Below are 25800 nucleotides of genomic sequence, written 5' to 3'. Positions count from 1 at the left end.
TCGGGGTCACCCTTCGTCGTCTGGGCGAAGTAGCCATCCCGGTCGATGCTATGCGCCGCCGGGCGGCGCGCCGGTCACTCCGGGAGATGGCCGCGCAACAACTCCACGGTGCGCTCGTACAGCCGGTCCTGGACCTCGGGGTCGGCGGCCTGCGGATGGGGTGTGCCGGGGACCCGCTCGTCGTAGTAGGTGCCGTTGTCCTCGCGCTTCGCCGTGATTTGCACGACGGTGTCGGCGGCCTGCTCCGGGGGCTGCCCGTCGACCGAGAACATCGCGTGCAGCAGGCCGGTCGAGATGACGCCCGGGTGCAGGCTGACCACGTCCAGCGACGGTGACGGTCGGTTCCGGGCCAGCCAACCGGTGTACGTGACCAGGGCGAGCTTGGCGTGCGCGTACGCGGCCGACGGGGTGTACGCCTGCCGGGTCAGGTCGAGGTCGTCCAGGTGCAGCGTGGCCGAGTGGTGGGTGGCGGACACGATGTTGACGATCCGTCCCCGGTCGTGGCCGGCGACCAGGTCGATCAGGTCGGTGGTGAGCAGGAAGGGCGCCAGGTAGTCGACCTGGAAGGTGATCTCGTTCCCGGCGTCGCTGACCGTCCGGGTGGCCGGCGCGGGACGGCCCGCGTTGTTGATCAGGACGTCGATCGGATCGGTCGTGACGCGGATCCGCTCGGCCAACCGGGTGACCTCGGCGAGATCGTGGTAGTCGGCCGTCACGTACGTCAACTCGGCATCCCGGCGTTGCCGGGAGCGCACCTGGTCGAGCAGGTCGGCGACCTCGCTCTCCGGCTCCGGTCCGTGCAGGACGAGACTGCCGGGCCGGTCGGCGATGGCCAGCGCGGTGGCGCGGCCGATGCCGCTCGTCGCGCCGGTCAGCACGACGGCGGCGTCCCGCAGCGCGTCGGCGTGCGGTGCTGTCGGCACGACTGCTCCCGTCGTCGTCGAGCCGGGCGGTGGACGTGTTCCGCCACGTCATCGGCGGTGTCGGTGATGAACCTAGCGGCTGTCGCCGGGGCGGTGGTGCGCTTGGCGAGTTTCGTCGCCGGTCGTCCGACTTTCATGGCTGCCATCGAAAGTTGTCGTTGACCCCAACGGTTAACACTCTTTAAGATTCTGCTGCCTCGAGGAAACCACCCTGTCCACCCGTACGCTCGTCCGGCGCCGACGACCATCGGCGCCGGACGGCGGCACGGCGCCGTGATCCGCACCGGGAAGGCCCTCGATGTCCTCACCACGTCCACGCCCCCGTTCGGCCCTGGCCGCCGGCCTGCTCGCCCTGGTCACCGCCGGAGCGACACTCGCCGTCACCCCGACCGCCGCCCACGCCGTGGTCCTGCCGAACAACTTCAAGAGCGTCGGCTACATGCCGTCCTGGACCGGCAACGTCAACTCGGTCCAGTACGGCAAGCTCACCCACATCAACTACGCGTTCGTGCTGCCCAACAGCAACGGCACCCTGCGGCCGGTGGAGAACCCGAGCAAGCTCTCCTCGCTGGTGTCGCTGGCCCGGGCCAACAACGTCAAGGTCTCCATCGCCGTGGGCGGCTGGAACGACGGCGACGACAGCGCCTTCGAGGCTCTCGCCGCCAACGCCGGCACCCGCACCACGTTCGTCAACAGCCTGGTCTCGTTCGTCAACCAGTACGGCCTCGACGGCGTCGACATGGACTGGGAGTACCCCGACCCGGGCGCCTCGGCCGCCAACTACGCCCTGCTCATGCAGCAGCTCGGCAACGCGCTGCGCCCGCAGGGCAAGCTGCTGACCGCCGCCGTGGTCGCCGAGGGCTACTACCGCGACGGCGTGCCCACCTCGGTCTTCAACCACGTCGACTTCCTCAACATCATGGCGTACGACGGCGGCAGCCCGCACGCCAACTACGACTGGTCGATCAACGCGGTGAACGGATGGAAGGCGCGCGGACTGCCGGCCGCCAAGGCCGTCCTCGGGGTGCCCTTCTACAGCCGGCCCGGCTACTACACGTATACCCAACTGGTCGGCATGGACCCGGCCAACGCCAACCGGGACTGCACCACGGTTGGCGGCGTCCAGCAGTGCTACAACGGCATCCCGACCGTCAAGCGCAAGACCCAGTGGGCGATGGCGAACGCCGGCGGCATGATGAACTGGGAGCTGACCCAGGACACCAGCGGCTCGACCTCACTGGTCAGCGCGATCTACGACACCGTCATGGGTGGCGGCACCCCGCCGCCGACCGGCCGGACCGGCCCGATCACCGGCATCGCCGGCAAGTGCGTGGACGTGGCCGCCGCGAGCAACGCCAACGGCACGGCCGTGCAGCTCTACACCTGCAACGGCACCAGTGCGCAGAGCTGGACGGTGGCCTCCGGCGGCACCCTGCGGGCCCTCGGTAAGTGCCTGGACGTGGCCAGTGCGGGCACCGTCAACGGCACGCCCGTGCAACTCTGGGACTGCAACGGCACCACCGCGCAGGTCTGGCAGGCCCAGTCCAACGGCACGCTGCGCAACCCGGCGTCGAACAGATGCCTGGACGCCACCGGCAACAGCTCCGCCGACGGCACCCGGTTGCAGATCTGGGACTGCTTCGGCGGCGCCAACCAGGTCTGGCGCCTGCCTTCCTGACCGGCGGCGAGGATCGGCACCGGCCGGGCTGACCGGCGTCGAAGGGCTCGGGGTGGAATCGCCGCCCCGAGCCCGCTACGCGACCACCATGCTGCGGGCCTGGGTGAGGCCACCGATCATCTCCCGCAGCGCCGCGACGATCGACGCCTCGATCTCCGGCCGTAGCCGGGAGACCGGAACGGAGATGCTCACCGCGTCCACCGCCGGGGACGACAGCGGGACGGCCATCGCGAAGCAGACGATGCCCTCGGCGTTCTCCTCCCGGTCCACCGCGTGCCCGGTCGCTCGGACGTCGGCCAGCGCGGCGTGCAGGGCGTCCCGGTCGCAGACGGTGTGCGGGGTGAGGCGGGGTAGCGGCCAGGTCAGCAACGTGTCGACCGTCTGCTCCGGGTGCCCGGCCAGCAGGGCCTTGCCGAGGGCGGTGGCGTGCGCCGGCAACCGGCGGCCGATCGCGCTGTAGAGCCGCAGCCGGTGCACCGACTCCCGCTTGGCCAGGTAGACCACCTGGTCGCCGTCGAGCCGGCCGAGGTGGACGGCCTCGCCGAACCGGCGGGACAGCTCGTCGAGGACGCTGCCGAGCAGGCCGACCCGGTCGTCCCCGTCGAGATAGGCGGCGCCGACCCGCAGGGCCCGCAGGCCGAGCCGGAACCGGGTGCCGGTGTCGTCGGTCTGCACCCAGCCGCGACTGGTCAACGTGCGCAGCAGCCCGTGCAGGCTGCTCTTGGGGATGCCGAGCGCGCGTGCCAGGTCGCCCAGGGCCCAGGAGCGCGGCTGGTCGGCGAGCAGTTCGAGCAGGTCGAGAGTGCGGCCGGCCGACTTGACGGGCTGGAACTCCTCTGGCGCGGTGGGCACCGGCCCACTCTAGCGAAGCCGGTACGCCTCCAGTAAGGTCACGTACGTGACTAACGTTCAAGGATCTGAACGATCTGGCCAGGGATCTGGAAAAATCGACGTCGGACGGGTGCTGCCGGTGGTGGTCCTCGAGGACGCCCGGCACGCCGATCCACTCGCCTCGGCGCTGGTCAAGGGTGGTCTGTCGGCGATCGAGGTGACCCTGCGTACCGCCGCCGGGCTGGACGCGATCAAGGCGGTGGCCGGGCGCGGCGATCTCACGGTCGGTGCTGGCACCGTGCTCACCGCCGAGCAGGCCGAGCGGGCCGTGGCCGCCGGTGCCCGGTTCGTGGTGACCCCCGGTTTCGCCCCCGCAGTGGTGCGCTTCTGTCAGGAGGCCGGCGTGCCGGTCTTCCCCGGCGCGGCCACCGCGACCGAGATCCAGATGGCCGTCGACGCCGGCCTGAACGTGGTCAAGTTCTTCCCCGCCCAACTGCTGGGCGGCGCGCCGATGATCAAGGCGCTGGCGGCGCCGTTCCGCGACATCCGGTTCATCCCCACCGGCGGCCTCACGCCCGCCGTGATCGACGAGTACCTTGCCCTGCCGGCCGTGCTGGCCGTCGGCGCGACCTGGATGGTGGCGGCGGACCTGATCGCCGGTGAGCAGTGGGACGAGATCACCAGCCGGACCGCCTCGGCGGTGGCGGCGGCGGGAGGCCGGGCATGAGCGCGCAGAGCGAGCGAATCATCGGGTGCAGTGCGGTGGTGCCTCATGGCGGCACGCAGCGGAGCGGAGTGCCGGCATGAGCGCGCAGAGCGAGCTGACCCCTCGGCCGAAGGACGAGTGCCGGTACGACCTGGTCTCGCTCGGCGAGGTCATGCTGCGACTCGACCCCGGTGAGGGGCGGGTCCGCACCGCGCGTCAGTTCCGGGCCTGGGAGGGCGGCGGCGAGTACAACGTGGCCCGGGGCCTGCGCCGCTGTTTCGGCCTGCGGACCGCGGTGGTCACCGCGTTCGCCCAGAACGAGGTCGGCCGGCTGCTGGAGGACCTGATCCTGCAGGGCGGCGTGGACACCAGCTTCGTCACCTGGCTGCCCTACGACGGCATCGGCCGTAGCGTGCGCAACGGACTGAACTTCACCGAGCGCGGTTTCGGCGTACGCGGGGCGGTCGGCACCTCCGACCGGGGCCACTCCGCCGCCAGCCAGCTCAAGCCGGACGACGTCGACTGGGACCACCTCTTCGGCACGCTCGGCGTGCGGTGGCTGCACACCGGCGGCATCTACGCGGCGCTGTCGGAGACGGCCGCGCAGACCGCCGAGGCCGCGATGACCGCCGCCCGCCGGCACGGCACCATCGTCTCCTACGACCTGAACTACCGGCCCAGCCTCTGGAAGGCGGTGGGTGGTCAGGACCGCGCCCGGGAGGTCAACCGTCGGCTCGCCGCCCTGGTCGACGTGATGATCGGCAACGAGGAGGACTTCACCGCCTGCCTCGGGTTCGAGGTGCCGGACACCGACATCCACAGCGGCGCGCTCGACGCCGGCAACTTCAAGACGATGATCGAGGCCGTCGTCCAGGAGTACCCGAACTTCAAGGTCGTGGCGACCACGCTGCGCGGCGTGCACAGCGCGACGGTCAACGACTGGGGTGCCGTGGCATGGTCGGGTGGCGCGTTCGCCGAGGCCACCCACCGCCCCGGCCTGGAGATCATGGACCGGGTCGGTGGCGGCGACAGCTTCGCCTCCGGGCTCATCTACGGCCTGCTGGAGCGCGACGGCGACCTGACCCAGGCCGTGGAGTACGGCGCCGCCCACGGCGCCCTGGCGATGACCACCCCCGGCGACACGTCGATGGCCAACCTCGCCGAGGTGGAGGCACTGGTGCGCGGAGCCGGCGCCCGCGTGCAACGTTGACCTGCGATCGGCCGGGTCGGGACTACCCGATCCGGCCGGTCAGCACGCAGACGCGGACGTGCTCGCGGAACCGGGTGGCCGGGACCAGCGCGTCGCGGATCATCGTGGACAGCTCCGTCCGTTGCGCCGGCGGGGGCAGGGCGTCGACCGGGAAGCTGGAGTAGACGCCGCCGAGAAGAGCGTCCAGGTCGATCTCGTCGGTGTATTCGACCACGGTCTCGGTGACGTGGTAACCGTGCCGGGTGAGTGCGTCGGCGTACCGGCGTCGGCTGTCGGTGTCGGTGCCGCAGCTCCGGCTCAGTTCGGTGCCGTGCCAGCGTTCCAGGCAGGCACGTAGTGCCCGCGACCATGACGTGTCCTGAAGCCACAGAGGGGTCCCGTTGGCGACCACCGCGATTCCGCCACCGGGACGCAGCAGCGGACGGAGCCCGGCGAACACGCTCTCATGCGCCATCCAGTGCAGAGCCTGCCCGACGGTCACCGCGCCCACACTCCCGTCGCCGAACAGCCGCCCCAACGCGGGCAGGTCGGAGTCGGCACCGAGCACCCAGCTCACGTTGTCGACCCGCTGCTCCTCGGCGGCCCGACGGGCGAGTACGAGCATGTCGGGCTCGGGATCGACCCCGACGACCGCCCGCACCCGGGCGGCGATCGGCAGCGTGAGCTGGCCCGTGCCGCAGCCGAGGTCGACGACCACGTCCTGCGGCGTCAGACCGAACGTCGTCGCCAGCACGTCGAAGACGGCCGGCGGATAGCCGCGCCGGTAGCGTTGGTAGAGCCGTGCCACTTCACCACCGAAGCCCAGGTCCATGCGGCCAGGATGTCCGGACCGGCCGCGACCGGCCAAGGCATTCTGCTGACGGCAGCATGCGGCGAGGATTCGGCAACCTGTTTGCCCCGCCGTCGCGGGGTTGACATGCTTCGCTCATGTCATCGCCCTCCGTGCCCGACTTCGAGCGGGTCATCGACGCGCCGCTGCGGGACCAGTTCGAGGTCTTCATCGACCAGCACCGTGCCGAGCTGCAGCACTGTCTCGACGGGCTGACCGAGGAGCAGGCCCGCCGGTCGCTGGTGCCGTCCCGGACGACCCTGCTGGGTCTGGTCAAGCACGCGACCTTCGTGGAGAAGGTCTGGTTCGACGAGGCGGTGACGCGCCGGTCGCGTGCCGAGATCGGCATCCCGGCCACGCCGGACGAGTCGTTCCTGCTCGACGACGGTGACACCGTCGCCAGCGTCCAGGAGGCACACCGGCAGGCGTGTGCGGCGTCCCGTCGTGCCACCGCCCCGCTGGGGTTGGACGACCTGCTGCACGGCAACCGGCGCGGACCGATCCCGCTGCGCTGGGTCTATCTGCACGTGCTGCGCGAGCTGGCCGAGCACTGCGGTCACGCCGACATCCTGCGCGAGCAGATCCTGGCCGACGCGCCGGGATGACACGGGTCGGAGCGAACGGCTCGTCGGCCGGAGTTGTCGGTGTAGGCGACTATCCTCACGCCTCGTGACCTCGCAGTTGAACGACCTTCCCACCGATCTGGCCGAGCTGTTCGCCGACGCGCAGCCGCACCGCCGCACCCTGCCCGTGTCGCTTCCGCCCGGCCGGACGGTCCGCAGCGAGGAGGCACCCGACGAGCGTCCCGCGCTGTGGCTCAGCGACGGCCCGGCCCCGTCCGGACTGTGGCCGGAGCTGCACGCGGCGCACGCGACGTCGGGGCTGTGGCCGCTGCTCCTCGACCACCTGCACGGCGACCCGGATCGCCCCTGGGCCGACGGCGAGCTGTGGCCGGCGAGCAGTTCCGACCCGGCGGAGCACGCCCCCGAGCGGCTGCTGGCCGGATGGTGGTCCGACCACACCACCGACTACGAGGGCGGTGAGCCGACCAGCAGGCAGCTCGCCGTCTCCGCGCCGTACGGCCAGGACTGGCCCGGCCTGGCGGCACCGGCGTCGCCCCGGGTGACGCCGCAGGAGCACGCCGACCACTGGGCCGAGCAGTTGTCGCTGGCCCAGCCCGACATGCGGCTCGGTCTGGTCGCCGCCGAGCGGGGCAGCGACGCGCTCGCCGTCCTCGGCTGGCAGGGGCCGGTGAACTACACCAACGACGCCGGCCGGCTCTCCGCGGTGCTGCGCAGCTGGGAGGACCGGTTCGGGGTACGCGTGATCGGCCTCGGCTTCGCCGAGCTGTACCTCTCGGTCGCCGCCCCGCCGACGACCGTCGACGAGGCGCTGCCGATCGCCGCCGAGCACTTCGCCTTCTGCCCGGACAACATCTGGCAGGGGCAGAGCCCGTGCACGCTCGCCGGCTACGCGGACCGCATCGTCAACGCTCCGACCTGGGCGTTCTGGTGGGACTGACGGTCCAGGTCGTCAGGCGGCGGGGTTCTCGGCCCGCTCGGTGGTGAGGGTGACCAGGAACGCCGCGTGGTCGGTGGTGCCGCGCATGTCGATCGATCTGCTGGCGGTGATCGTCAGGTCCGGGGTGGCCATGAACTGCTGCACCCCGCCGTCGTGCAGGTGCTGGTAGTCGGCGGGTACGCAGGACCGCACGTCGGGCGTGCCGCCGTGCCGCAGGTTGAGGTCGCCGCTGACCACCGTCGGCTGATAGCCGGCACCGGCGTGCAGCTCGGGTACGGCCACCCCGAGCAGGTGCCCGCACTGGGCCAGCGCCAGCGTCGAGCTGGTGTACGCCAGGTGCGTGGTGCACGCGTAGAAGACGGTGCTGGCGTCCACGCAGAGCCAGGCGCGCTGCTCGGGGTCGGCCGGGTCCTGCGCCGGGAAGACCCCCCGGTGCAGCTCGTGCCCCTGGTACGGGTCGGCGACGTGGGCCAGCACGCCGACGCCGTACTGCTGGCCGTTGACGCAGCGGTAGGGCTCGCCGGTGCGGCCGTTGCGGGCGGGCTGGAAGGCCGCGACCACGGTGCCGGAGTGCACGCCGGTCATGGCGCGCTCCAACGCGTCCACGTCACCGGAGCAGATCTCGTTGAGCGTGACGATGTCCGGGCGTTCGGCGCGGATCACCTCGGCGGCCTGGTCCACCGCCCGCCCGGTGTAGCAGCCCAGGGCCATGCCGCTGTTGCAGAGGTTCATCTGGAGCACCCGCAACGGGGCGGGCGTGGTGGGCGGGGCGGTCACCGAGCAGCCGGCCAGCAGCGCGGTGGCCGCGAGCAGGCCGAGGGCGGCGCGCAGCGGACGGGGGACGCGGAAGCGACGACGAGCCAATGCACCTGCCCTGGACGTGCGGAGGGGTGGCAAGTGTATCGGCAGCTCCGTCGCGGCCGTGACGCTGCGCGACCGGCGTCGTCGGGGTGGGTGGCCACGCCGGTGGCCCGGACCGGCCGGTCCGGGCCATGCGCGCCGGACGCCGGCTTTCAGTCCCGCAACGGGTACGGGATGAAGGTGCTGCGGTTCTCGTCCAGGTCCAGGTGCCGGCTGATCGGTGGGGCGGCCCGCTGCGGGCAGCTCATCCGCTCGCAGGTCTTGCAGCCCGGCCCGATCGGGATGGCCGCCTCGGCCGCGTGCAGGTCCACCCCGGTGGAGTAGACCAACCGCCCGGCGTGCCGCGTCTCGCAGCCCAGCCCGATCGCGTACACCTTGCCGGGTTGGCCGTAGCCGCCGTGGTGGCGGGTGATGGTGCGGGCGATCCAGAGGTACCGCTGCCCGTCGGGCATCGCGGCGACCTGGGTGACCACCCGGCCGGGCGCGCCGAACGCCTCGTAGACGTTCCACAGGGGGCAGGTGCCGCCGGTGCGGGAGAACGGGAAACCGGTGGCGGACTGCCGTTTGGACATGTTGCCGGCCCGGTCCACCCGGACGAAGGAGAACGGCACGCCGCGCGCCCGGGGGCGTTGCAGGGTGCTGAGCCGGTGGCAGACCGTCTCCCAGCCCAGCGCGTAGTGCTGGGTCAGCAGGTCGATGTCGTAGCGGCGCTGCTCGGCGGCGGCCAGGAAGTGCTCGTACGGCAGCAGCAGTGCCGCCGCGAAGTAGTTGGCCAACCCGACCCGGGTCAGGATCTGGGTCTGCACGTCGTCGAAGTTCTCCGACTCGACGATCTCGTCGATCACGTCGGCGCACTCCAGCAACGCGATCTGCGCGGCCATCCGCATCGCCTCCTGCCCGCCCCGCAGTGAGGTGGACAGGTGCAGGGTGCGGGTCTGCGGGCGATAGCGGTGCAACTCGCCGCCGAGCGAGCCGGGCTCCTCGCGGGTGACGCGTACTCCGTGTCGCTGCGCCAACCGGTCGCGCAGCAGGACGCGCACCTCGCCGCGACGCAGCGCCATCCGGGCGGCCAACCGCTCGGCCTCCTCGTCCAGGTCCGGCACGTAGTTCTGCCGACGGTAGAAGAACTCGGTCACCTGGTCGTGTGGGCTGCGCCCGATCCGCTCCCGGTCGCCGACCAGCTCGGCGAGCTGCTCGTCGGCCTGCTGGTAGCGGCGGTGCAGGTCGATGACGGCGGCAGCGACCTCGGGCAGGCGGGTGGCGAGCTCGGTGAGTTCGGTGATGCCGGCCCGGGCGGGCAGCGCCTCGCGCAGCCCGGCGACCAGGCGCGGGGTGTCGTGCGCGGCGAACACCGTCGGGTCGACGCCGAACAGCTCCGTGATGCGCAGCAGCACCGGCACGGTCAGCGGGCGGGTGTCGTGCTCGATCTGGTTCAGGTAGCTCGGGGAGATGCTGAGGTGACGGGCCAGCTCCGTCTGGCTCATCCCGCGTTCCTCGCGCAGCCGGCGCAGACGGGCGCCGGCAAAGGTCTTGGTCATCGCCTCGCCTCCCGGTCGGCGGATCAGGTCGGGCCACATTAGCACTGCTGCGAATAGAGCCTTTCACAACTTTGCAAAATCGCTCTTCGGCTTTTCAATAATTGGCTCCTTCCGTCTCTCGACCGGCCCTGACAGGCCGTGTGACCGTATGTGACACAGAAATCCGAAGGGGATGAATACGATGCTTTCCGCGGTCGAGCAGTTGCAGCACGAATGGGAGACCAACCCCCGCTGGCGGGGAGTACGGCGCAGCTACCGCGCCGAGGACGTCATCCGGTTGCGCGGCGCCATCCAGGAGGAGCACACCCTGGCCCGGCACGGCGCCAACCGGCTGTGGCGGCTGCTCACCAGCGAGGACTACGTGCACGCGCTGGGGGCGCTCACCGGCAACCAGGCGGTGCAGATGGTCCGGGCCGGGCTCAAGGCGATCTACCTGTCCGGCTGGCAGGTGGCCGCCGACGCCAACCTGGCCGGGCACACCTACCCGGACCAGAGCCTCTACCCGGCCAACTCGGTGCCGGCCGTGGTGCGCCGGATCAACAACGCGCTGCTGCGGGCGGCCCAGATCACCACCGCCGAGGGCGACACGTCGGGCATCGACTGGCTGGCCCCGATCGTCGCCGACGCGGAGGCCGGTTTCGGCGGCGTGCTCAACGCGTACGAGCTGATGAGCGCGATGATCGCGGCCGGCGCCGCCGGCGTGCACTGGGAGGACCAGCTCGCCGCCGAGAAGAAGTGCGGCCACCTCGGCGGGAAGGTGCTCATCCCCACCGGCCAGCACATTCGCACACTGGAGGCGGCCCGGCTCGCCGCCGACGTCGCCGGGGTGCCGACCGTGGTGGTGGCCCGCACCGACGCGCAGGCGGCCACGCTGCTCACCACCGACGTGGACGAGCGGGACCGCCCCTTCGTCACCGGCGAGCGCACCCCGGAAGGCTTCTACCGCGTCCGCAACGGCATCGCGCCGTGCATCGCCCGAGGGCTCGCGTACGCCCCGCACTCCGACCTGCTCTGGATGGAGACCAGCAAGCCGGACCTGGAGGTCGCCCGCCGCTTCGCCGAGGCGATCAAGGACGAGTACCCGGACCAGCTGCTCGCCTACAACTGCTCGCCGTCGTTCAACTGGCGCAAACACCTCGACGACGCCACCATCGCCAAGTTCCAGCGCGAACTCGGCCACATGGGATACCGGTTCCAGTTCATCACGCTGGCCGGCTTCCACGCGCTGAACTACTCGATGTTCGACCTGGCCCGAGGTTACGCCGCCGAGGGGATGCCGGCGTACGTGTCGCTCCAGGAGCGGGAGTTCGCGGCCGAGGCGGCCGGTTACACCGCGGTCAAGCACCAGCGCGAGGTGGGCACCGGCTACTTCGACCTGATCAGCACGGTGCTCAACCCGACCGCCGAGACCACCGCGCTGCGGGGTTCGACCGAAGAGGAGCAGTTCGCATGAGGTACGAGATCATCGGCCCGGTGGCGGAGCGCTTCGCCGAGGTGCTCACCGCCGAGGCGCTGGAGTTCCTGGTCACGCTGGACAGCGAGTTCTCGGCTCGCCGGGTGGCGTTGCTGGACACCCGGCGGGCCCGCCGGGACCGGTTCGCCACCGGCCAGTTGCCCGACTTCCTGCCGGAGACCATCGGCGTCCGCGCCGACCCGAGCTGGCGGGTGGCGCCGCCCGCCCCCGGCCTGGAGGACCGGCGGGTCGAGATCACCGGCCCGCCGGAGCGCAAGATGACGGTCAACGCGCTCAACTCCGGGGCCCGGGTGTGGCTCGCCGACTTCGAGGACGCCACCGCCCCCACCTGGGACAACGTCATCCGTGGGCAGCTCAACCTGATGGACGCGCTGGACCGGCGGATCGACTTCACCGACGCGCGCGGCAAGCGGTACTCCCTCGGCGACGACCTGGCGACCATCGTGGTCCGTCCGCGTGGTTGGCATCTGGTGGAGAAGGGGATCGTGGTGGACGGTCGGCCGATCTCGGCCAGCCTGGTCGACTTCGGGCTCTATCTCTTCCACTGCGCCCGACGGCAACTCGCGGCCGGCGCGGGACCGTACTTCTATCTGCCGAAGCTGGAGGACCACCGCGAGGCGCGGCTCTGGAACGACATCTTCGTCTTCGCCCAGCACTACCTGCGGCTGCCGCAGGGCACGATCCGGGCGACCACCCTGATCGAGACGATCACCGCCGCGTTCGAGATGGAGGAGATCCTCTACGAGCTGCGGGAGCACTCGGCGGGGTTGAACGCCGGCCGGTGGGACTACATCTTCAGCATCATCAAGAACTTCGGGCAGTGGCCGGACTTCGTCCTGCCGGACCGCGCCGAGGTGACGATGACCGTGCCGTTCATGCGCGCGTACACGGAGCTGCTGGTGCGGACCTGTCACCGGCGCGGGGCGCACGCGATCGGCGGCATGGCCGCGTTCGTGCCCAGCCGGGACCCGGAGGTCAACGAGACGGCGCTGAGCCGGGTGCGGGCCGACAAGCAGCGCGAGGCAGCAGCCGGTTTCGACGGCTCCTGGGTGGCCCACCCCGGCCTGGTGCCGACCTGCCGCGAGGAGTTCGACGCGGTGCTCGGCGCACGCCCGCACCAACTCGACCGGCAGCGCGACGACGTCGAGGTCACCGCCGCCGATCTGCTCGCCGTGGACAAGACCCCCGGTCAGGTCACCGAGGCGGGCCTGCGATCCAACATCGCGGTGGCGCTGCGTTACGTCGACGCCTGGCTCGGCGGGGCCGGTGCGGTGGCGCTGTGGAACCTGATGGAGGACGCGGCGACCGCCGAGATCGCCCGCTGCCAGGTCTGGCAGTGGCTGCACCACGGTACGCCGCTGGCCGGTGGCGGCAGCGTCACGGAGGAGCGGGTCCGGGCGATCCTCGACGAGGAGTTGGTCACCCTGGTCGAGGGGCGCGGGAACGCCGCCGAGCGCGAGCGTGCCGAGCACGCGGCGCGCATCGTCGAGGAGACCGCGCTCGGTGAGGTCCTGCCCGCCTTCTTCACCACCGGCGCGTACGCCCGCCACCTCAGCCCGGTGCGCTGCCCTGCTCCGGTCACCGTCTGAGCGTCCACCGTCGGGCGCGGGCGCTGGTGGCGGATCGTCGTCGGGCCGGTGCGGGTCGTGCTGGTTGGGGCGCTGTCGAGCTGAGAGCGTCAACGGATCGGGACTTCCTCTGGCCGCCGGTGGGCGATGCTGACCCGTGCCCGTGCCCGGGCTCGGAGCCGTGCCCGGGCTCGGACCTTTCCCCACCTCGACCCTTGGCCAGGCTCGGGCCGTCGACAGATACGCACCTTGCCGAGGCTCGGACGTTGTCCAGGCTCGGACCTGTGTCGGGGGCGGGGGTGGGAACGGGCTCCGGACACGGCGTCCGGCAAGGTGGTCAGGGCGAATGATCGGCGGGCGGTCGGTGGGGCTGAACGGCTGCGGGGCCCAAGCGGTCGCGGTCGCGGAGTGGTGATGGCCCACCGGCCGAACGGTCTCGACGGGCGACGGCATAGACGGGTCAGCTCGACAGTGCTCCCAGCAGACGCCACCAGGGCAGCATCGCAGCACCGCACGATCGCCGGGCGGTCAGGTGTCGATCCGGGTGATGTTGCGGATCTTGTTGGACGCGTCCAGCGCCGCGACCTTGTAGGCCTCGGCCAGCGTCGGGTAGTTGAACACCGTGTCGACCAGGTAGTCGACCGTTCCACCGCAGCCCATCACCGCCTGTCCGATGTGGACGATCTCGGTGGCGCCGGTGCCGAAGACGTGGACGCCCAGCAGTCGGCCGTCGTCCGGCGAGACGAGCAACTTCAGCATGCCGTACGAGTCGCCGACGATCTGGCCGCGCGCCAGCTCGCGGTAGCGGGCGACGCCCACCTCGAACGGTGTGGCGCTCTCGGTCAGCTCGTCCTCGGTCTTCCCGACGAAGCTGATCTCCGGGATGGTGTAGATGCCGATCGGCTGCAACTCGTGCATCGGGCGTTCCGGCTCGCCGCAGGCGTGCTGGGCGGCCAGCCGGCCCTGCTCCATCGAGGTGGAGGCCAGGGCCGGGAAACCGATCACGTCACCGACGGCGTAGATGTTCTCCACGGTGGTCCGGTAGTTCGCGTCGACCTCGATCCGACCGCGCCGGTCGGCGGTCAGTCCGGCCGCCTCCAGGTCCAGCCCGTCGGTCTGGCCCTGCCGTCCGGCCGAGTACATCACCGTGTCGGCGACGATCCGCTTGCCGCTCTTGAGTACGCACAGCGCCGCGTTCTGGTGCTTCTCCACCGCGGCGACCTCCTCGCCGAAGCGGAACGTCACCGACAGGTCGCGCAGGTGGTACTTGAGCGACTCGATGATCTCCTCGTCACAGAAGTCGAGCATCCGCTCGCGACGTTCCACCACGGTGACCTTCGTGCCCAGCGCGGCGAACATGGAGGCATACTCCATGCCGATCACGCCCGCGCCGACCACGACCATGCTGCGCGGCACGGCCTGGAGGTTGATGACCCCGTCGGAGTCGACGATGGTCCGGTCGTCGAAGTCGACGCTGTCCGGTCGGGCCGGTCTGGTGCCGGCGGCGATGATGGCCTTGTCGAACGTGATCTTCGAATCCCGTCCGGAGCCGCCGTCGACCCAGACCGAGTGCGGGTCGGCGAAGCGGCCGGTGCCGGTGATCAGGGTGACCCGGTTGCGGGTCAACTGGTTGCGGATGACGTCGGTCTGTCGGTTGATCACGTGTTGGGTGCGGGCCGCCAGGTCGCTGACGGTGATCTCGTCCTTCACCCGGTAGCTGCTGCCGTACAGGTCTCGTTGGCTCAGGCCGGTCAGATAGAGCACGGCCTCGCGCAGGGTTTTCGAGGGGACGGTGCCGGTGTTGATGCAGACTCCGCCGAGCATGTCGCGTCGATCCACGACGGCCACCCGTCGGCCGAGTTTGGCGGCGGCGATGGCGGCCTTCTGACCGCTCGGCCCTGAGCCCAGTACCAACAGGTCGTAGTCATACACGATCACTAGCGTCGCAAGATGTGGTGGACTGCGCCAGGCCAGGCGACCAAGCGGAACAAGGGTTTACCTTCCTGGAATGTTGACCTGGTGCCCTCTCCCCACCGACCGATGATCATGATAGGTTAGCCTTACCTAACAGGAGGTGTTCATGGGGTTCGCCGCACAGGTGCGCGAGTTGACCAGGGCGGACCACCGGGCCGCGCAGAACGTGACGTATTTCGACGCCCTGTTGTCGGGGCAGCTCGACCGGGCCGGGTACGCCGCGTTGCTGGAGCAGCTCCACGTCGTCTACCAGACGTTGGAGGAGGCCGCCGAGGCGATGCGGGACGACCCGGTCGCCGGGCCGTTCGTCGTGGAGGAACTGCGCCGCCTGCCCCGCATCGTCGACGACCTGCGGTTCCTGCACGGCCCCGACTGGGCCACCCGGATCGCGCCGAGCCCCGCCACCCGGCAGTACCAGGAACGCCTGCGCGAGGTCGCGTTCACCTGGCCGGCGGGCTTCGTCGCCCACCACTACACGCGGTACATGGGCGACCTCTCCGGCGGGCAGGTGATGGTACGGGCGGTACGCCGCACGTTCGGCCTCGACACCGACGGCGTCCGGTTCTTCCTCTTCCCCGACCTGGACGCGGCCGCCTTCAAGCAGCACTACCGCGAGTTGCTCGACACGGCACCGTGGGACGAGGTCGAGCGGCAGCGCTTCCTGGACGAGGTGTCGTGGGCGTACCGGCTGAACACCGAGATGATCGCCGAGCTGGGCCGGGACGTGGCGCAGGGGAGTGCGGCGTGAACGCGGCGGACCCGTTCCCGCCCGACGTGGTGTCGGCCGTCATGCGGCACATGAACACCGACCACGCCGACGACTGCCGGCTGATCTGCCAGGGCCTGGGCGGTCGACCGACCGCCACCGCGGCGACCATGTCCGGGATGGACGCCGAGGCGATGTACTTCGCGGCCACCGTGGACGGTGTCCCGGTCCCGGTGCGGGTGCCCTTCAGTGCCCCGCTCACCGAGCGGCGGCACATCCGGGCCGAGGCCGCCCGGATGTACCGGGAGGCGTGTGCGGCGCTGGGCCTGACCCCACGGCCCGACACGAGCTGATTCCGTGCTGTGCACGACGGCCCGCCGGTCATCACCGGCGGGCCGTCAACCGTCCGTGCGGACCGGCAGCACCAGCGGTACGCCGGTGCGCGGGTGCGGCAGCACCTCGATCTCGTGCTGGTAGACCTCGCTGAGCCGGTCGGCGGTGAGCACCTCGACCGGTGGCCCGTCGGCGACCAGCCGCCCACCGGCCAGCAACGCGATCCGGTCCGCGTACGCGGCGGCAAGCGCCAGGTCGTGCAGGACGACCACCACGGCACCGCCCTGACGGGCCCGCTCGCGTGCCAACCGGAGCACCAACTCCTGGTGGTGCAGGTCCAGCGCGGCGGTCGGCTCGTCCAGCATGAGCATCGGGGTGCGTTGGGCGAGTACCCGGGCCAGCGCCACCCGCGCCTGCTCGCCACCGGAGAGCGCCGAGAAGACCCGGTCGGTGAAGGACTCCGTGCCGGTCAGCCGCATCGCCTCGCGGATCGCGTCGTCGTCCTCGTCGGCGTACCGCGTACCGGCCCAGGGTGCGCGGCCCATCGCGACCACCTCGCCGACGGTGAACGGGAACGTCATGGTGGCCCGTTGCGGCAGCATCGCGCGGAGTCGGGCCAGCTCGACCGGAGCCCAGCGGTGCAACGGCCGGTCGGCGAACGCGATGTCGCCGGAGGCCGGTGCCAGGTCGCCGCAGATCGCGCCGAGCAGGGTGCTCTTGCCGGCGCCGTTCGGCCCGACCAGCGCCAGCAGTTCCCCGCCCCGGACGTCGAAGGTGACGTCGGTCAGGATCGGTCGGCCGCCGCGCCGGACACCCAACCCGTCCACCCGCAGGCGGACCGGATCGCGACCGATCTCCGGCACCGCCGTACGCCGCCTCATCCCCATCCTCCCGCCCGGGTCCGGGTCCGGCGCAGCAACCAGAAGAAGCACGGGCCGCCCACCACGGCGGTCAGCACGCCGAGCGGTAGTTCCTGGTAGTCGACCAGGGTGCGGGCGGCCAGGTCCCCGGCGACGACCACGATGGCCCCGCCCAGCGCGCTGGCCGGCAGGAGCAGCCGGTGACCCGGCCCGGCGACCATCCGGACCAGGTGCGGCACGACCAGCCCGACGAAGGAGATCACGCCGGTGAAGGCCACCGCGGCGGCACCGAGCAGCGCGGTCACCCCGATCATGGCCAGCCGCAACCGTTCCACGTGGACGCCCAGGTGCCGGGCCGACCGGTCACCGAGGGCGAGCAGGTCCAGGCGGCGGGCGGTGGCGGCGGCGATCGCGATGCCGACCGCCGCACACGGCAGGGTCACTCCCACTGCCGCCCAGTTGGCCTGCGCCAGGCTGCCGAGCTGCCAGAACGCGATGGCGCGTACGGCGTCGGCGTCGCCGAAGAACATCAGCAGGCCGATCAGCGCGCCGGCCACCGCGTTGACCGCGATGCCGGTCAGGACCAGCGTGACCACCTCGGTGCGTCCGCCGGTGCGGGACATCGAGTAGACCAGCGCGGTGGCGGCGAGACCGCCCAGGAACGCGCCGGTCGCGACGGTCCAGCCGCCGAGCGTGGCGACGCCGGTGACGATGACCGTGGCGGCGCCGACCGCGGCGCCCGAGGAGACGCCGATGACGCCCGGCTCGGCCAGCGGGTTGCCGAAGACGCCCTGCATCAGCGCGCCGGCGCAGCCGAGCGCCGCGCCGACGATGACGGCGAGTACGACCCGGGGGAACCGGACCACCCAGAGGGCGCTCTCCCCGTGCGGGGCGCTCGGCAGGGGACCGACGTCGAGCCCGACGCGGTGCAGCAGTGATCCGAGCACCTCGGCGGGCGGCACCTGGACCTGCCCGGTGCCGGCCGCGACGAGGCAGAGCAGGACCAGGGCGACGCTCAGCCCGACCAGGAGCAGGGGCCGTCTCATGTGCACGGTCGGTGGACCGCCTCGGCGAGGGCCTGGATGGTGCGGCCGGTCCGCGCCCCGAAGCTCAGCAGCATCCCGTCGTCCATGTCCACGATCCGGCGGTGTCGACCGGCCGGGGTCTGGCCGACGCCGGGCAGGGCGAGCAGGCCGTCCACGCCCTTGACCGACTCCAGCCCCTCGGTCATCACCAGGATGACGTCCGGTGCCGCGTTGATCAGACCCTCGCTGGTCAGCGGCCGGAACCGGGACAACCCGATCTCGGTGCCGGCGTCGGTCGCGCCGATCGCCCGGATCATCTCGTCGGAGCCGGCGCCCTTGCCGCCGATCAGGTACACCCCGGCGGTGCCCCGCACATAGAGGAACGCGATGCGCAGTGGCGGGCCGTCCGCCGGGGCGCTGCGGCGGGCCTCGGCGATCTCCGCCTCCACCCGGGACACGAGGAGGTCCCCGGCCGCCGGTACGCCGAGGGCGGCGGCGATGGCGCGGATGTTGCGGGGGATGGCGGCGAGGCTCTGCTCGTCGTCGATCAGGACCACCGGGATGCCGGCGCGACGGAGCTGGTTGAGCACCTCGGGTGGGCCGATGCTGGTGTCGGCGAGTACCACCGTGGGGTTCAGCCGCAGCACCGCCTCGGCGGCCAGGTCGTGTCCGGCCGGCGTGACCACCGGCAGGTGCGTGGCGGCGGCGAAGGTGGTGGAGGTGTCCCGCCCGATCACCCGGCCGCCGAGGCCGAGGCTGAAGACGATCTCGGCGATGGAGCCGTACAGGTTCACCGCGAGGATGCGGCTGGCGTCGGTGACGGTGACCGTCGTCCCGTCGGCCGAGTCCACGGTGACCGGCAGGTTGCTGCCGGGGTCGCCGCCGACCGGGACGACGTCGGTGTCGGTCACCACGGCGGTGGCGGGCCCGCAGCCGGTCGCCGTGGTGGCGCCCGGCGTGCCGGCGGCGGCGTCGCAGGCGACGAGACCGAGCAGCGCGGGCAAGGCCAGCAGCGCGGGCAGTACGCGCCTCACCGCTGTCCCTGCCGACGTCGACGGATCCGCAGGACCACCAGCAGGACCAGCAGCGCGGCGAGTCCGGCCACCGTGAGGGTGAACCACCGTCCGGCCGGTCCACTGTCGCTGACCTGGGTGGTGAGCAGGTGCTGGTCGGCGCTGACCGGATCACCAACGGTGCCGCCCGTGCCGGTGGCCGTACCCGCCTCGGGCGGAGCCGATCCCTCGACGGCGCCGGCCGGACCGGTGGTGCCGACGGGTGCGTCGGAGGCCGCCGGCGCCGGGGCGGCGGAGGTCCGGGTGGTGCCGCCGGGCGCCGACGACGCCGGGGCGGTGGCCCGGGTGGTCGGGCTGGCCGCCGGCGCGGCGAAGGTGACCGGCACCTTGACGTCCTGCGCGCGGTCCGAGCTGCGGGTGTGGTCGTTGCGGCTGGCCACCACGCAGCGCCGGACGGTGCAGTCCACGTCGCCGATCGTCGCGGTCAGCCGGAGCCGCACGCTGAACGAGCCGCCGGAGCCGTACGGGACGGCCAGCCCCTCGCCGTACGCGGGCGGGTTCGAGGAGATCCAGTGCGAGGCGCCGGTCGCGCCGCTGGTGTCGATGCCGCCCCCGCAGGGCGAGGGCGGTGCGCCGGCACCGTTGTCGACGCAGTACGCGACGTAGATGCCCTTGGCGGTGTCGTAGCCGGATCCGGAGACGGTGACGGTGGCACCGGCGAGGGGGATCGCGGTCGTCCGGCTGACGGAGAGGCGTTGGCCGTCGGGGCCCCTGCCGACCGTGTCCGCGTACGCGGGGCCGGCCGCGAGGGCGCCGATGACCAGCAGCACCACGCTGACCAGGGCGGCGGCGAGGCGGGCAGGCATGAGTGACCTCCGAAGATTTGGTTAGGCTAACCTAAGTAGATCTTGCCGCGTCCGCAAGAGGGTGTTCGGAGGATTTCCCAAAAGATTAGGTGAGCCTAACCTAATCGAGCCCTACCCCCTCCGAGAGGAAGACTCATGTCCGTACCCAGACCCGGCGGTATCCGCCGACGGTCGTACCGGTGGGCGTCGGCAGCGGTGCTCGGCGCCGCCGCGTCACTGGCCGTGGTGGCCCCTGCGACGGCGGCACCCGCCGACGTCACCGCGGGAAGCCTCGACTGGGGCTTCAAGAGCTCGTTCCGGGCGTACGTCTCGACCGGTAACGGCAATCCGCCGATCGGGGTCGCCGACGGTGCCACCCGCAAGGCGGACGGCACCTTCACGTTCCCGGTCACCGGCGGCACGTACGACAGCGCCACCGGCGCGACCACCGTCAACTACGGGGGCACGGTCGTGTTCTCGTACCCCTCGCACTTCTTCAAGATCACGCTGGCCAACCCCACCGTGGTGGTGGACGGTGCCGGTGGTTCGCTGCTCGCCGATGTCGACCTCGAGGTCAGCGGCGGCGGATTCGAGCCGGTGCAGATCGAGCAGGCCGCCATCGCCACCCTCGGCACCGGCGGCGCCAGCCCGACCGTCTCGGGTGGCTCGGTTAGCTGGAACAACCTGGCCACCACGCTCACCGAGACCGGGGCCACCGCCTTCGCCGGCTTCTTCACCGCCGGCACGGCCCTGGACCCGACGTCGTTCACCTTCACCACCGGGACGGGCGGCGGCGGCCCCGCCACCCCGTCGGTGACCGTGGACCCGTCCGCCGCCCTCGACCCCGAGGGGACGTCGGTCACCGTCACCGGCTCCGGGTTCGACCCGGACGCCAACGGCGGGGTCGGCGTCTATGTGGCGTTCGGCCCGAAGGTCGACAACCACTGGACGAACTCCCGTCCGTACAAGCCGGTGAAGTGGGTGCACAAGAACGCCTCGTCCTCCGCGGCGCAGGTGAAGCTCGCCGCCGACGGCACCTTCTCCACCACGTTGGACCTGGTGCCGAGCTACACCGACGGCAACGGCGACACGGTCGACTGCACGGTGACCCAGTGCTACGTGCTGACGTTCGCGGCACACGCCTCCAGCGACCGCAGCCAGGACACCTTCACCCCGGTCACCTTCCGGGGGGCCACCGGTGGGCCCAGCGGCGCCGAGCAGGAGATCACCGCCACGGTGCTCCAGTCCGGTCCGCTGACGCTGACCTCGTCCGGCAGTGCCGTGGCACTGTCGGCCGTGCACCCCGGCGGGGTCGCCGACGGTGCGCTCAACGCGGTGACCGTCAGCGACCTGCGCGGCACCAACGCCGGCTGGAACGTGGTCGGTCAGGTGGAGGACTTCACCAGCGCGCTCGGTGGCACCATCGCCGCCGACAACCTCGGCTGGACGCCGAACGCGTCCGTGCTCGCCGACAAGCTGGTGGGCTCGTCCGGGGTGGTCACCCCGGGCGGACGGGCCAACCCGGGTGACGGTACGGGTCTGGGCAGCGCCCGTACCCTGTGCGGCTCGACTGCCGGCGCCAGCGCCGGCAGCTTCCGGTGCGGTGCCGACCTGGGCCTCGGGGTCCCGGCCGCCACCGGTCCGGGTGACTACACCGCCACCCTGACCCTGACCCTGTCCTGACGCGTGGAAGGGCATCTTGTTGTGCGCAGATCGATGACGAGGTGCCCTTCCCCGCACCTGGTCGCCGTGACCGTGGTCCTGCTCGTCACCGTGCTGGCGGGTGGACCCGCCGTCGCCCTCGCCGCGCCGGCTCCCGCCCCGTCACCGTCGCCGAGCGACGCGGGGTTCACCTGGGCGGTGCAGCCGTCCGGACCGTCCGGCCCCACCGGCCGCAGCTACTTCGTCCACGACGCCGAACCCGGTCAGGTGATCGAGGACCGGGTGGCGTTGACCAACCTGAGCACGACCGCGATGACCTTCGCGGTGTACGGCGCCGACGCCTTCACCACCGCCGACGGCGGCTTCGCGTTGCAACCGGCGAGCCGTCCGGCGGTGGACGTGGGCGCCTGGACGCAGTTCGCCGAACGCACCTACCGGGTGCCGGCGGGCGAGCAGGTGATCCTGCCGTTCCGGATCGGCGTACCGGCCAACGCCAGCCCCGGTGACCACGCCGGCGGGGTGGTCGCCTCGATCGCCCAGGTGGCGGAGACGGGTGGGCAGGTCAGGCTCGACCGCCGCGTCGCCGCCCGGATCTACCTGCGGGTCGCCGGCCCGGTGCGCCCCGGCCTCCAGGTCGAGGCGATGCGGATCGGGTACGACAACCCGGTCAACCCGTTCGGCACCGGCCCGGTGGTGGTCAGCTACCGGCTGCGCAACACCGGCAACACCCGGCTGACCGGCACCACCCAGGTGCGCCTGACCGCGCCCTTCGGCATCGGACTGGCCCGCACCGAGCCGGTCGAGGTGCCCGAGTTGCTGCCCGGCGCGGCGATCACCGTCACCGAACAGATCAACGGTGTGGTGCCGGCTGGACGGCTCGCCGCCGACGTGGCCGTCGACCCGGCCACCCCGGACCGTATGCTGCCCACCGTGCACCGCACCGCCGTGACCTGGGCCGTGCCGTGGGTGTGGACGGCGCTGCTGCTCACCGCCCTGGGCGCGTTGCTGGTCAGCCGGTTTCGGGCGATCCGGCGTCGTCGGACGTCGCCGGCATGAGGTGGCTCGCGTACGGGGCAGTCGCCCTGCTCGCCGGCCTCGCGCTGACCGGCGCCCCGGGGCCGGGCCCTCGGGTGACGTTGGACCGGGCCGAGGCGAGACCGGGGGAGCAGGTGCTGGTCCGGCTCACCGGTTGGCCCGCCGGCACCGTCGTGATCGAGCTGTGTGACGCGGGTACGCCGCCCCGCTGCGCGGTGGACACCTCGGCCCAGATCCATCTGTCCGGCTCCGGTGCCGGTGGCGCGCCGCTGACCGTCGCCGCGCCGGCTGACGGCTGTCCCTGCCAGGTGCGCGTACGCACGATGGAGGGTCGGCTCTCGGCGACCGCGCCGCTGCGCGTGACCGGCGCGACCCGGCAACCCGGCGGCACCCTCCGATCGGCGGCGACCCGCCCCCCGGTCGTCGTCGGGGCACACGTCGAACGCGACGGCGGCTGGCCCGCCCTGTTCGGTGCGTCCGCGCGGCGGACCGTGGTGCTGCGGCTGCGTAACGACGAGCCGGTGCCGGTCGCGGTGACGCTCTCCTTCAGCGTCGGTCGGGGACCGGAGCCGACCGGCTTCGTCGCGTCCCCGGACACGCCGGATCTCGCCGCCGGGGAGGAACGCGTCGTCCGGGTTCCGATGACGCTGCCCGCCCCGGCCGTCGGTGACTACCGGATCCACGGCGAGCTGGTCACCTCCGGGGCGGCACGCCGGGTGGAGGCGACCACCGACCACCAGCCGTGGGGGCTGGCCGGGCTGTTCGGCTTCGCGCTGCTCGTCCCGGCGGCGGCCGAGGTGCGTCGCCGCTGGTCCTCCGGACGGTGAATCCACCGTCGCCTCTGGCGCACTGACGACTGCCGTAACACAATGTGGAGCTATGCATCACGGTGAGCAGCCGCCGGACGCGGTGATTCGGATCCGGCACCGGGACGACCCCGTGGGGCTGGTCACCGAGCACGACGCGGTCGAGCGGGCCGGCGCGTACCCGACGCTGCGGCTCGGCGCCCCGCTGTTCGGCTACGCGGTGGATCTCGGCGGCGGGCGCTGGCGGGTACACGAACTGGTCGAGGAGACCCCGCAGGCCGCCCGCGACGCGCTCGCGCACCGGCTCCGGGACCGGATCGCCGAGACCGCCGACGCGGACCTGCTGGCCGAGCTGACCGCGGCGCGGACGGTCCTGGACTGGCAGAAGGTCGACGAGGTGACCGTCGGAGGCTGCCGGCACCGGGTGATCCGGGCGGACACCTTCGTCCGCTTCGGCCCGGACGGGCCGGAGCCGCCCCGCCCCACCGACCCGGACCCGCGCGACGCCGACACCTCGGACAGTTTTCTCGGCGGCACCGACCTGGTCGCCGACCCGGCCGAACCGACCGGCCTCGGCGCGGCGGTGCTCAAGGTCGAGCTGCTGCCGGCCCGCTATCCGCGTGCCCAGGTGCCCGCCGACGTGTACGCCGACAGTGTCGCCGCGGTGCGTGCGTACCCCGACGGAGTCCTGCTGCCGACCCGCTTCGCGGTGGCCGAACAGGTCGGGGCCGGATGGCAGCCGACGAGCCGGGCGGTCGCCACCCCGCAGGAGGCCCGTGACCTGATCACGTTCGAGTTCCGGTGGCTCGTACCCCGGCTCGCCGATCCGACCGAGGCGGAGGCGGCGGAGTACCGGCGTGCCGCCGACCGGATCGAGTCCACCCGGGCCAGCGAGGTGACCGTGCTCGGCCGCCGTTTCCGGGTCACCCGCGTCGAGACGCTGCTGCGCTTCTCCGCCGACGGTCCGGAAGGACCCCGTCCCTCCGACCCCGACCCGGAACCGCCACCCGAGATCCACTTCGCCCGACTCCGCGCCGAAGGCCGCCTACCCGACCACCCTTGACCACCCGCCCCCGGATCCGGCTCCCGCATGACCACCGGACCATCGACTAGCCCGGGCAATCTCGCCGGGGCGACCCGTGAGGCGGCCCCACCGCCTCGCCCGGCCACCACCGCCTCGCCCGGCCCCGCTAGCGCCCGGCCCCGCTAGCGCCCGGCCCCGGTCCGGGCCGGTCCCCGCTGGCACGCCCCGCACCCCGCACCCCGACAGCGCGTGCCGGGGCATCACTGCTGGTAGTCATGTCGCCCGCCCATCGTCCCCCGTGCGACCCCTTTGCTCTGCTTCAACCCACGCATCGGTAACCCTCCGCAGTGTATTCGGTGCCATGGTCGCTGCGCCGTCGTCGAATTGGTGCAGCTCACGCGCTATTGCGTGGGTTGAAGCAGAGCAAAGGCGGCGCGGTGGACATCTGGTACTGGCGGGAAGTCGTCACACTCAGCGACTGTCACAGGATGCCACCGTCGCCGATGTGCGTGCCCACCGCAGGCGTCGTTCGTCCGCTCCGGCGCGTTGATCAAGACGTTTTGGTCACGACACCTCGGCGCGCAGGGCCAAAACCTCTTGATCAACCGGCCGTCGGTCGGGGGGCGGGGGGCGGGGTCGGGGCGGGCGGGAGGGTTGGGGGGCGGTCGGGGGGTGCGGGTGGGTGGGACCATCGGTTTGGGGCGATGCCTGGGCGGCGGCGGCCCGGCGGGGTCGAGCGGGAGAGCGGAGGCTGCACGTGCGACGACGCGACCGGCTCATCGACTACTGGGACGACCGGGCCAGCGGGTACGACCGGCGGACCGCCTCGGCGGAACGTCGGCTGCTCGGGACCAGCCGCCGATGGGTGTGCCGCCGGGCCACCGGGCAGACCCTGGAGGTGGCCGTCGGCACCGGCCTCAACCTGCCGCACTATCCGGCCGACGTGCGACTGAGCGGCGTCGACTGGAGTCCCCGGATGGTCCACGCGGCCGGGCGGCGTGCCGCCGACCTCGGTCGTACCGTCGCGCTGGCCGCCGCCGACGCCACCGCCCTGCCCTTCGCCGACGCGCGGTTCGACACGGTGGTCTGTACCTTCGCGCTCTGCTGCGTCCCCGACGAGCGGGCCGCGCTGACCGAGGCGCTGCGGGTGCTGCGCCCCGGCGGCAGCCTGCTGCTCGCCGACCACATCGTCGCCTCCCACCCGCTGCTGCGCGCCGCGCAGCACGTGGTCGACCTGGTGAGCGTGCCGTTGCAGGGCGAGCACTACACCCGTCGCCCACTGCACACCCTGCGGCGGCTCGACGTCGAGGTGCTCGCCACCGAACGCCTCAGCTACGGCGCCATCGAACGCGTTCACGCGCGCCGGGCCTAGCCGGGA

Annotated in this window: 24 protein-coding genes; 14 read left to right on the top strand and 10 right to left on the bottom strand. The window is 72.1% G+C overall.

Annotated elements, in window-relative coordinates; genetic code table 11:
- Window positions 1-74 precede the first annotated feature (74 nt).
- Window positions 75-923: an SDR family NAD(P)-dependent oxidoreductase gene (locus ACFYTT_RS22890; RefSeq protein ID WP_387261990.1), complete on the bottom strand. Its 849-nt coding sequence runs from the start codon at window positions 921-923 to the stop codon at window positions 75-77.
- Between the two features lie 298 nt (window positions 924-1221).
- On the opposite strand from ACFYTT_RS22890, the gene ACFYTT_RS22885 reads away from it, so the two are divergent.
- The gene (locus ACFYTT_RS22885; RefSeq protein ID WP_387261988.1) at window positions 1222-2601 is read left to right on the top strand and encodes a glycosyl hydrolase family 18 protein; all 1380 of its coding nucleotides are present in this window, start codon (window positions 1222-1224) and stop codon (window positions 2599-2601) included.
- Window positions 2602-2676: 75 nt separating this feature from the next.
- Here ACFYTT_RS22885 and ACFYTT_RS22880 read toward each other — a convergent pair whose 3' ends face one another.
- On the bottom strand, window positions 2677-3453 hold the full coding sequence (locus tag ACFYTT_RS22880) for an IclR family transcriptional regulator (protein WP_387261985.1): 777 nt from the start codon (window positions 3451-3453) through the stop codon (window positions 2677-2679).
- Between the two features lie 46 nt (window positions 3454-3499).
- On the opposite strand from ACFYTT_RS22880, the gene eda reads away from it, so the two are divergent.
- The gene (gene eda, locus ACFYTT_RS22875) at window positions 3500-4159 is read left to right on the top strand and encodes a bifunctional 4-hydroxy-2-oxoglutarate aldolase/2-dehydro-3-deoxy-phosphogluconate aldolase (protein WP_357211906.1); all 660 of its coding nucleotides are present in this window, start codon (window positions 3500-3502) and stop codon (window positions 4157-4159) included.
- 76 nt (window positions 4160-4235) lie between these two features.
- Window positions 4236-5348, top strand: coding sequence for a sugar kinase (locus ACFYTT_RS22870; RefSeq protein ID WP_357211907.1), 1113 nt, complete (start codon window positions 4236-4238; stop codon window positions 5346-5348).
- A gap of 22 nt (window positions 5349-5370) precedes the next feature.
- Here the strand turns inward: ACFYTT_RS22870 and ACFYTT_RS22865 are convergent, their stop codons facing one another.
- Window positions 5371-6159, bottom strand: coding sequence for a class I SAM-dependent methyltransferase (locus tag ACFYTT_RS22865; RefSeq protein ID WP_387261982.1), 789 nt, complete (start codon window positions 6157-6159; stop codon window positions 5371-5373).
- Between the two features lie 116 nt (window positions 6160-6275).
- Here ACFYTT_RS22865 and ACFYTT_RS22860 point away from each other — a divergent pair, with 116 nt between their 5' ends.
- Window positions 6276-6782 carry a DinB family protein gene (locus ACFYTT_RS22860; RefSeq protein ID WP_131051797.1) on the top strand — a complete coding sequence of 169 codons (507 nt, stop codon included), beginning with the start codon at window positions 6276-6278 and terminating at the stop codon, window positions 6780-6782.
- A gap of 64 nt (window positions 6783-6846) precedes the next feature.
- Window positions 6847-7698, top strand: coding sequence for a DUF4253 domain-containing protein (locus ACFYTT_RS22855; protein ID WP_387261979.1), 852 nt, complete (start codon window positions 6847-6849; stop codon window positions 7696-7698).
- A 12-nt stretch (window positions 7699-7710) separates the two neighbouring features.
- On the opposite strand, the gene ACFYTT_RS22850 is transcribed toward ACFYTT_RS22855, so the two are convergent.
- Both ACFYTT_RS22850 and ACFYTT_RS22845 read right to left on the bottom strand, forming a co-directional pair.
- On the bottom strand, window positions 7711-8562 hold the full coding sequence (locus ACFYTT_RS22850; RefSeq protein ID WP_236145595.1) for an endonuclease/exonuclease/phosphatase family protein: 852 nt from the start codon (window positions 8560-8562) through the stop codon (window positions 7711-7713).
- A gap of 149 nt (window positions 8563-8711) precedes the next feature.
- Window positions 8712-10097: a short-chain fatty acyl-CoA regulator family protein gene (locus tag ACFYTT_RS22845; RefSeq protein ID WP_131051798.1), complete on the bottom strand. Its 1386-nt coding sequence runs from the start codon at window positions 10095-10097 to the stop codon at window positions 8712-8714.
- 172 nt (window positions 10098-10269) lie between these two features.
- Here ACFYTT_RS22845 and aceA point away from each other — a divergent pair, with 172 nt between their 5' ends.
- Both aceA and aceB read left to right on the top strand, forming a co-directional pair.
- Window positions 10270-11550, top strand: coding sequence for an isocitrate lyase (gene aceA, locus ACFYTT_RS22840; protein ID WP_131051799.1), 1281 nt, complete (start codon window positions 10270-10272; stop codon window positions 11548-11550).
- Window positions 11547-13160 (top strand): malate synthase A, encoded by a 1614-nt coding sequence (gene aceB / locus ACFYTT_RS22835; protein WP_387261975.1) that lies wholly within the window; start codon window positions 11547-11549, stop codon window positions 13158-13160. The genes aceA and aceB overlap by 4 nt, the downstream gene beginning before the upstream one ends.
- A gap of 507 nt (window positions 13161-13667) precedes the next feature.
- Here the strand turns inward: aceB and sthA are convergent.
- Window positions 13668-15071, bottom strand: a complete 1404-nt coding sequence (gene sthA, locus ACFYTT_RS22830; protein WP_131051801.1) for a Si-specific NAD(P)(+) transhydrogenase — start codon at window positions 15069-15071, stop codon at window positions 13668-13670.
- Window positions 15072-15219: 148 nt separating this feature from the next.
- Here sthA and ACFYTT_RS22825 point away from each other — a divergent pair, with 148 nt between their 5' ends.
- Together ACFYTT_RS22825 and ACFYTT_RS22820 are read left to right on the top strand one after the other, a co-directional pair.
- The gene (locus tag ACFYTT_RS22825) at window positions 15220-15861 is read left to right on the top strand and encodes a heme oxygenase (biliverdin-producing) (RefSeq protein WP_131051802.1); all 642 of its coding nucleotides are present in this window, start codon (window positions 15220-15222) and stop codon (window positions 15859-15861) included.
- A complete protein-coding gene (locus tag ACFYTT_RS22820; RefSeq protein WP_387261971.1) occupies window positions 15858-16172 on the top strand; it encodes a DUF2470 domain-containing protein in 315 nt (104 codons plus the stop codon). The genes ACFYTT_RS22825 and ACFYTT_RS22820 overlap by 4 nt, the downstream gene beginning before the upstream one ends.
- 45 nt (window positions 16173-16217) lie before the next feature.
- Here ACFYTT_RS22820 and ACFYTT_RS22815 read toward each other — a convergent pair whose 3' ends face one another.
- The 4 genes from ACFYTT_RS22815 to ACFYTT_RS22800 are packed head-to-tail and all read right to left on the bottom strand — an operon-like array spanning window position 16218 to window position 19916.
- Entirely contained in the window at window positions 16218-17033 is an 816-nt protein-coding gene (locus tag ACFYTT_RS22815) for a heme ABC transporter ATP-binding protein (RefSeq protein WP_387261968.1), read from the bottom strand.
- Entirely contained in the window at window positions 17030-18058 is a 1029-nt protein-coding gene (locus ACFYTT_RS22810; protein ID WP_387261965.1) for a FecCD family ABC transporter permease, read from the bottom strand. The genes ACFYTT_RS22815 and ACFYTT_RS22810 overlap by 4 nt, the downstream gene beginning before the upstream one ends.
- Window positions 18055-19071, bottom strand: coding sequence for an ABC transporter substrate-binding protein (locus ACFYTT_RS22805; protein ID WP_254876847.1), 1017 nt, complete (start codon window positions 19069-19071; stop codon window positions 18055-18057). Before ACFYTT_RS22805 ends, ACFYTT_RS22810 begins: the two co-directional genes overlap by 4 nt.
- Complete coding sequence (locus ACFYTT_RS22800; RefSeq protein ID WP_387261962.1) at window positions 19068-19916, bottom strand: hypothetical protein; 849 nt, start codon at window positions 19914-19916, stop codon at window positions 19068-19070. Before ACFYTT_RS22800 ends, ACFYTT_RS22805 begins: the two co-directional genes overlap by 4 nt.
- A 135-nt stretch (window positions 19917-20051) precedes the next feature.
- On the opposite strand from ACFYTT_RS22800, the gene ACFYTT_RS22795 reads away from it, so the two are divergent.
- The 5 genes from ACFYTT_RS22795 to ACFYTT_RS22775 all read left to right on the top strand — a co-directional run bounded on the left by ACFYTT_RS22795 (window position 20052) and on the right by ACFYTT_RS22775 (window position 25794).
- A complete protein-coding gene (locus ACFYTT_RS22795; RefSeq protein WP_387261959.1) occupies window positions 20052-21578 on the top strand; it encodes an HtaA domain-containing protein in 1527 nt (508 codons plus the stop codon).
- 33 nt (window positions 21579-21611) lie between these two features.
- Window positions 21612-22613 (top strand): WxL protein peptidoglycan domain-containing protein, encoded by a 1002-nt coding sequence (locus ACFYTT_RS22790; RefSeq protein WP_176093921.1) that lies wholly within the window; start codon window positions 21612-21614, stop codon window positions 22611-22613.
- Complete coding sequence (locus ACFYTT_RS22785; protein WP_387261955.1) at window positions 22610-23419, top strand: hypothetical protein; 810 nt, start codon at window positions 22610-22612, stop codon at window positions 23417-23419. Before ACFYTT_RS22790 ends, ACFYTT_RS22785 begins: the two co-directional genes overlap by 4 nt.
- A gap of 52 nt (window positions 23420-23471) precedes the next feature.
- A complete protein-coding gene (locus ACFYTT_RS22780; RefSeq protein WP_387261952.1) occupies window positions 23472-24461 on the top strand; it encodes a DUF5954 family protein in 990 nt (329 codons plus the stop codon).
- Window positions 24462-25179: 718 nt separating this feature from the next.
- Window positions 25180-25794 (top strand): class I SAM-dependent methyltransferase, encoded by a 615-nt coding sequence (locus tag ACFYTT_RS22775; RefSeq protein ID WP_357211926.1) that lies wholly within the window; start codon window positions 25180-25182, stop codon window positions 25792-25794.
- Window positions 25795-25800: the final 6 nt, after the last annotated feature.

The organism is Micromonospora sp. NPDC003816 (genome assembly GCF_042874705.1).
Taxonomy (GTDB): Bacteria; Actinomycetota; Actinomycetes; order Mycobacteriales; family Micromonosporaceae; genus Micromonospora.
Note: the sequence above shows the minus strand (reverse complement) of the source record. Positions and strands in the feature narration are given on the sequence as shown.

Coding starts and splice junctions, on each gene's coding strand:
- ACFYTT_RS22815 (WP_387261968.1), bottom strand. CDS start 17,033: ATGAGGCGGCGTACGGCGGTGCCGGAGATCGGTCGCGATCCGGTCCGC.
- ACFYTT_RS22800 (WP_387261962.1), bottom strand. CDS start 19,916: ATGCCTGCCCGCCTCGCCGCCGCCCTGGTCAGCGTGGTGCTGCTGGTC.
- ACFYTT_RS22790 (WP_176093921.1), top strand. CDS start 21,612: ATGACGAGGTGCCCTTCCCCGCACCTGGTCGCCGTGACCGTGGTCCTG.
- ACFYTT_RS22870 (WP_357211907.1), top strand. CDS start 4,236: ATGAGCGCGCAGAGCGAGCTGACCCCTCGGCCGAAGGACGAGTGCCGG.
- ACFYTT_RS22885 (WP_387261988.1), top strand. CDS start 1,222: ATGTCCTCACCACGTCCACGCCCCCGTTCGGCCCTGGCCGCCGGCCTG.
- ACFYTT_RS22865 (WP_387261982.1), bottom strand. CDS start 6,159: ATGGACCTGGGCTTCGGTGGTGAAGTGGCACGGCTCTACCAACGCTAC.
- ACFYTT_RS22845 (WP_131051798.1), bottom strand. CDS start 10,097: ATGACCAAGACCTTTGCCGGCGCCCGTCTGCGCCGGCTGCGCGAGGAA.
- ACFYTT_RS22825 (WP_131051802.1), top strand. CDS start 15,220: ATGGGGTTCGCCGCACAGGTGCGCGAGTTGACCAGGGCGGACCACCGG.
- ACFYTT_RS22860 (WP_131051797.1), top strand. CDS start 6,276: ATGTCATCGCCCTCCGTGCCCGACTTCGAGCGGGTCATCGACGCGCCG.
- ACFYTT_RS22785 (WP_387261955.1), top strand. CDS start 22,610: ATGAGGTGGCTCGCGTACGGGGCAGTCGCCCTGCTCGCCGGCCTCGCG.
- ACFYTT_RS22780 (WP_387261952.1), top strand. CDS start 23,472: ATGCATCACGGTGAGCAGCCGCCGGACGCGGTGATTCGGATCCGGCAC.
- ACFYTT_RS22810 (WP_387261965.1), bottom strand. CDS start 18,058: ATGAGACGGCCCCTGCTCCTGGTCGGGCTGAGCGTCGCCCTGGTCCTG.
- ACFYTT_RS22795 (WP_387261959.1), top strand. CDS start 20,052: ATGTCCGTACCCAGACCCGGCGGTATCCGCCGACGGTCGTACCGGTGG.
- aceB (WP_387261975.1), top strand. CDS start 11,547: ATGAGGTACGAGATCATCGGCCCGGTGGCGGAGCGCTTCGCCGAGGTG.
- aceA (WP_131051799.1), top strand. CDS start 10,270: ATGAATACGATGCTTTCCGCGGTCGAGCAGTTGCAGCACGAATGGGAG.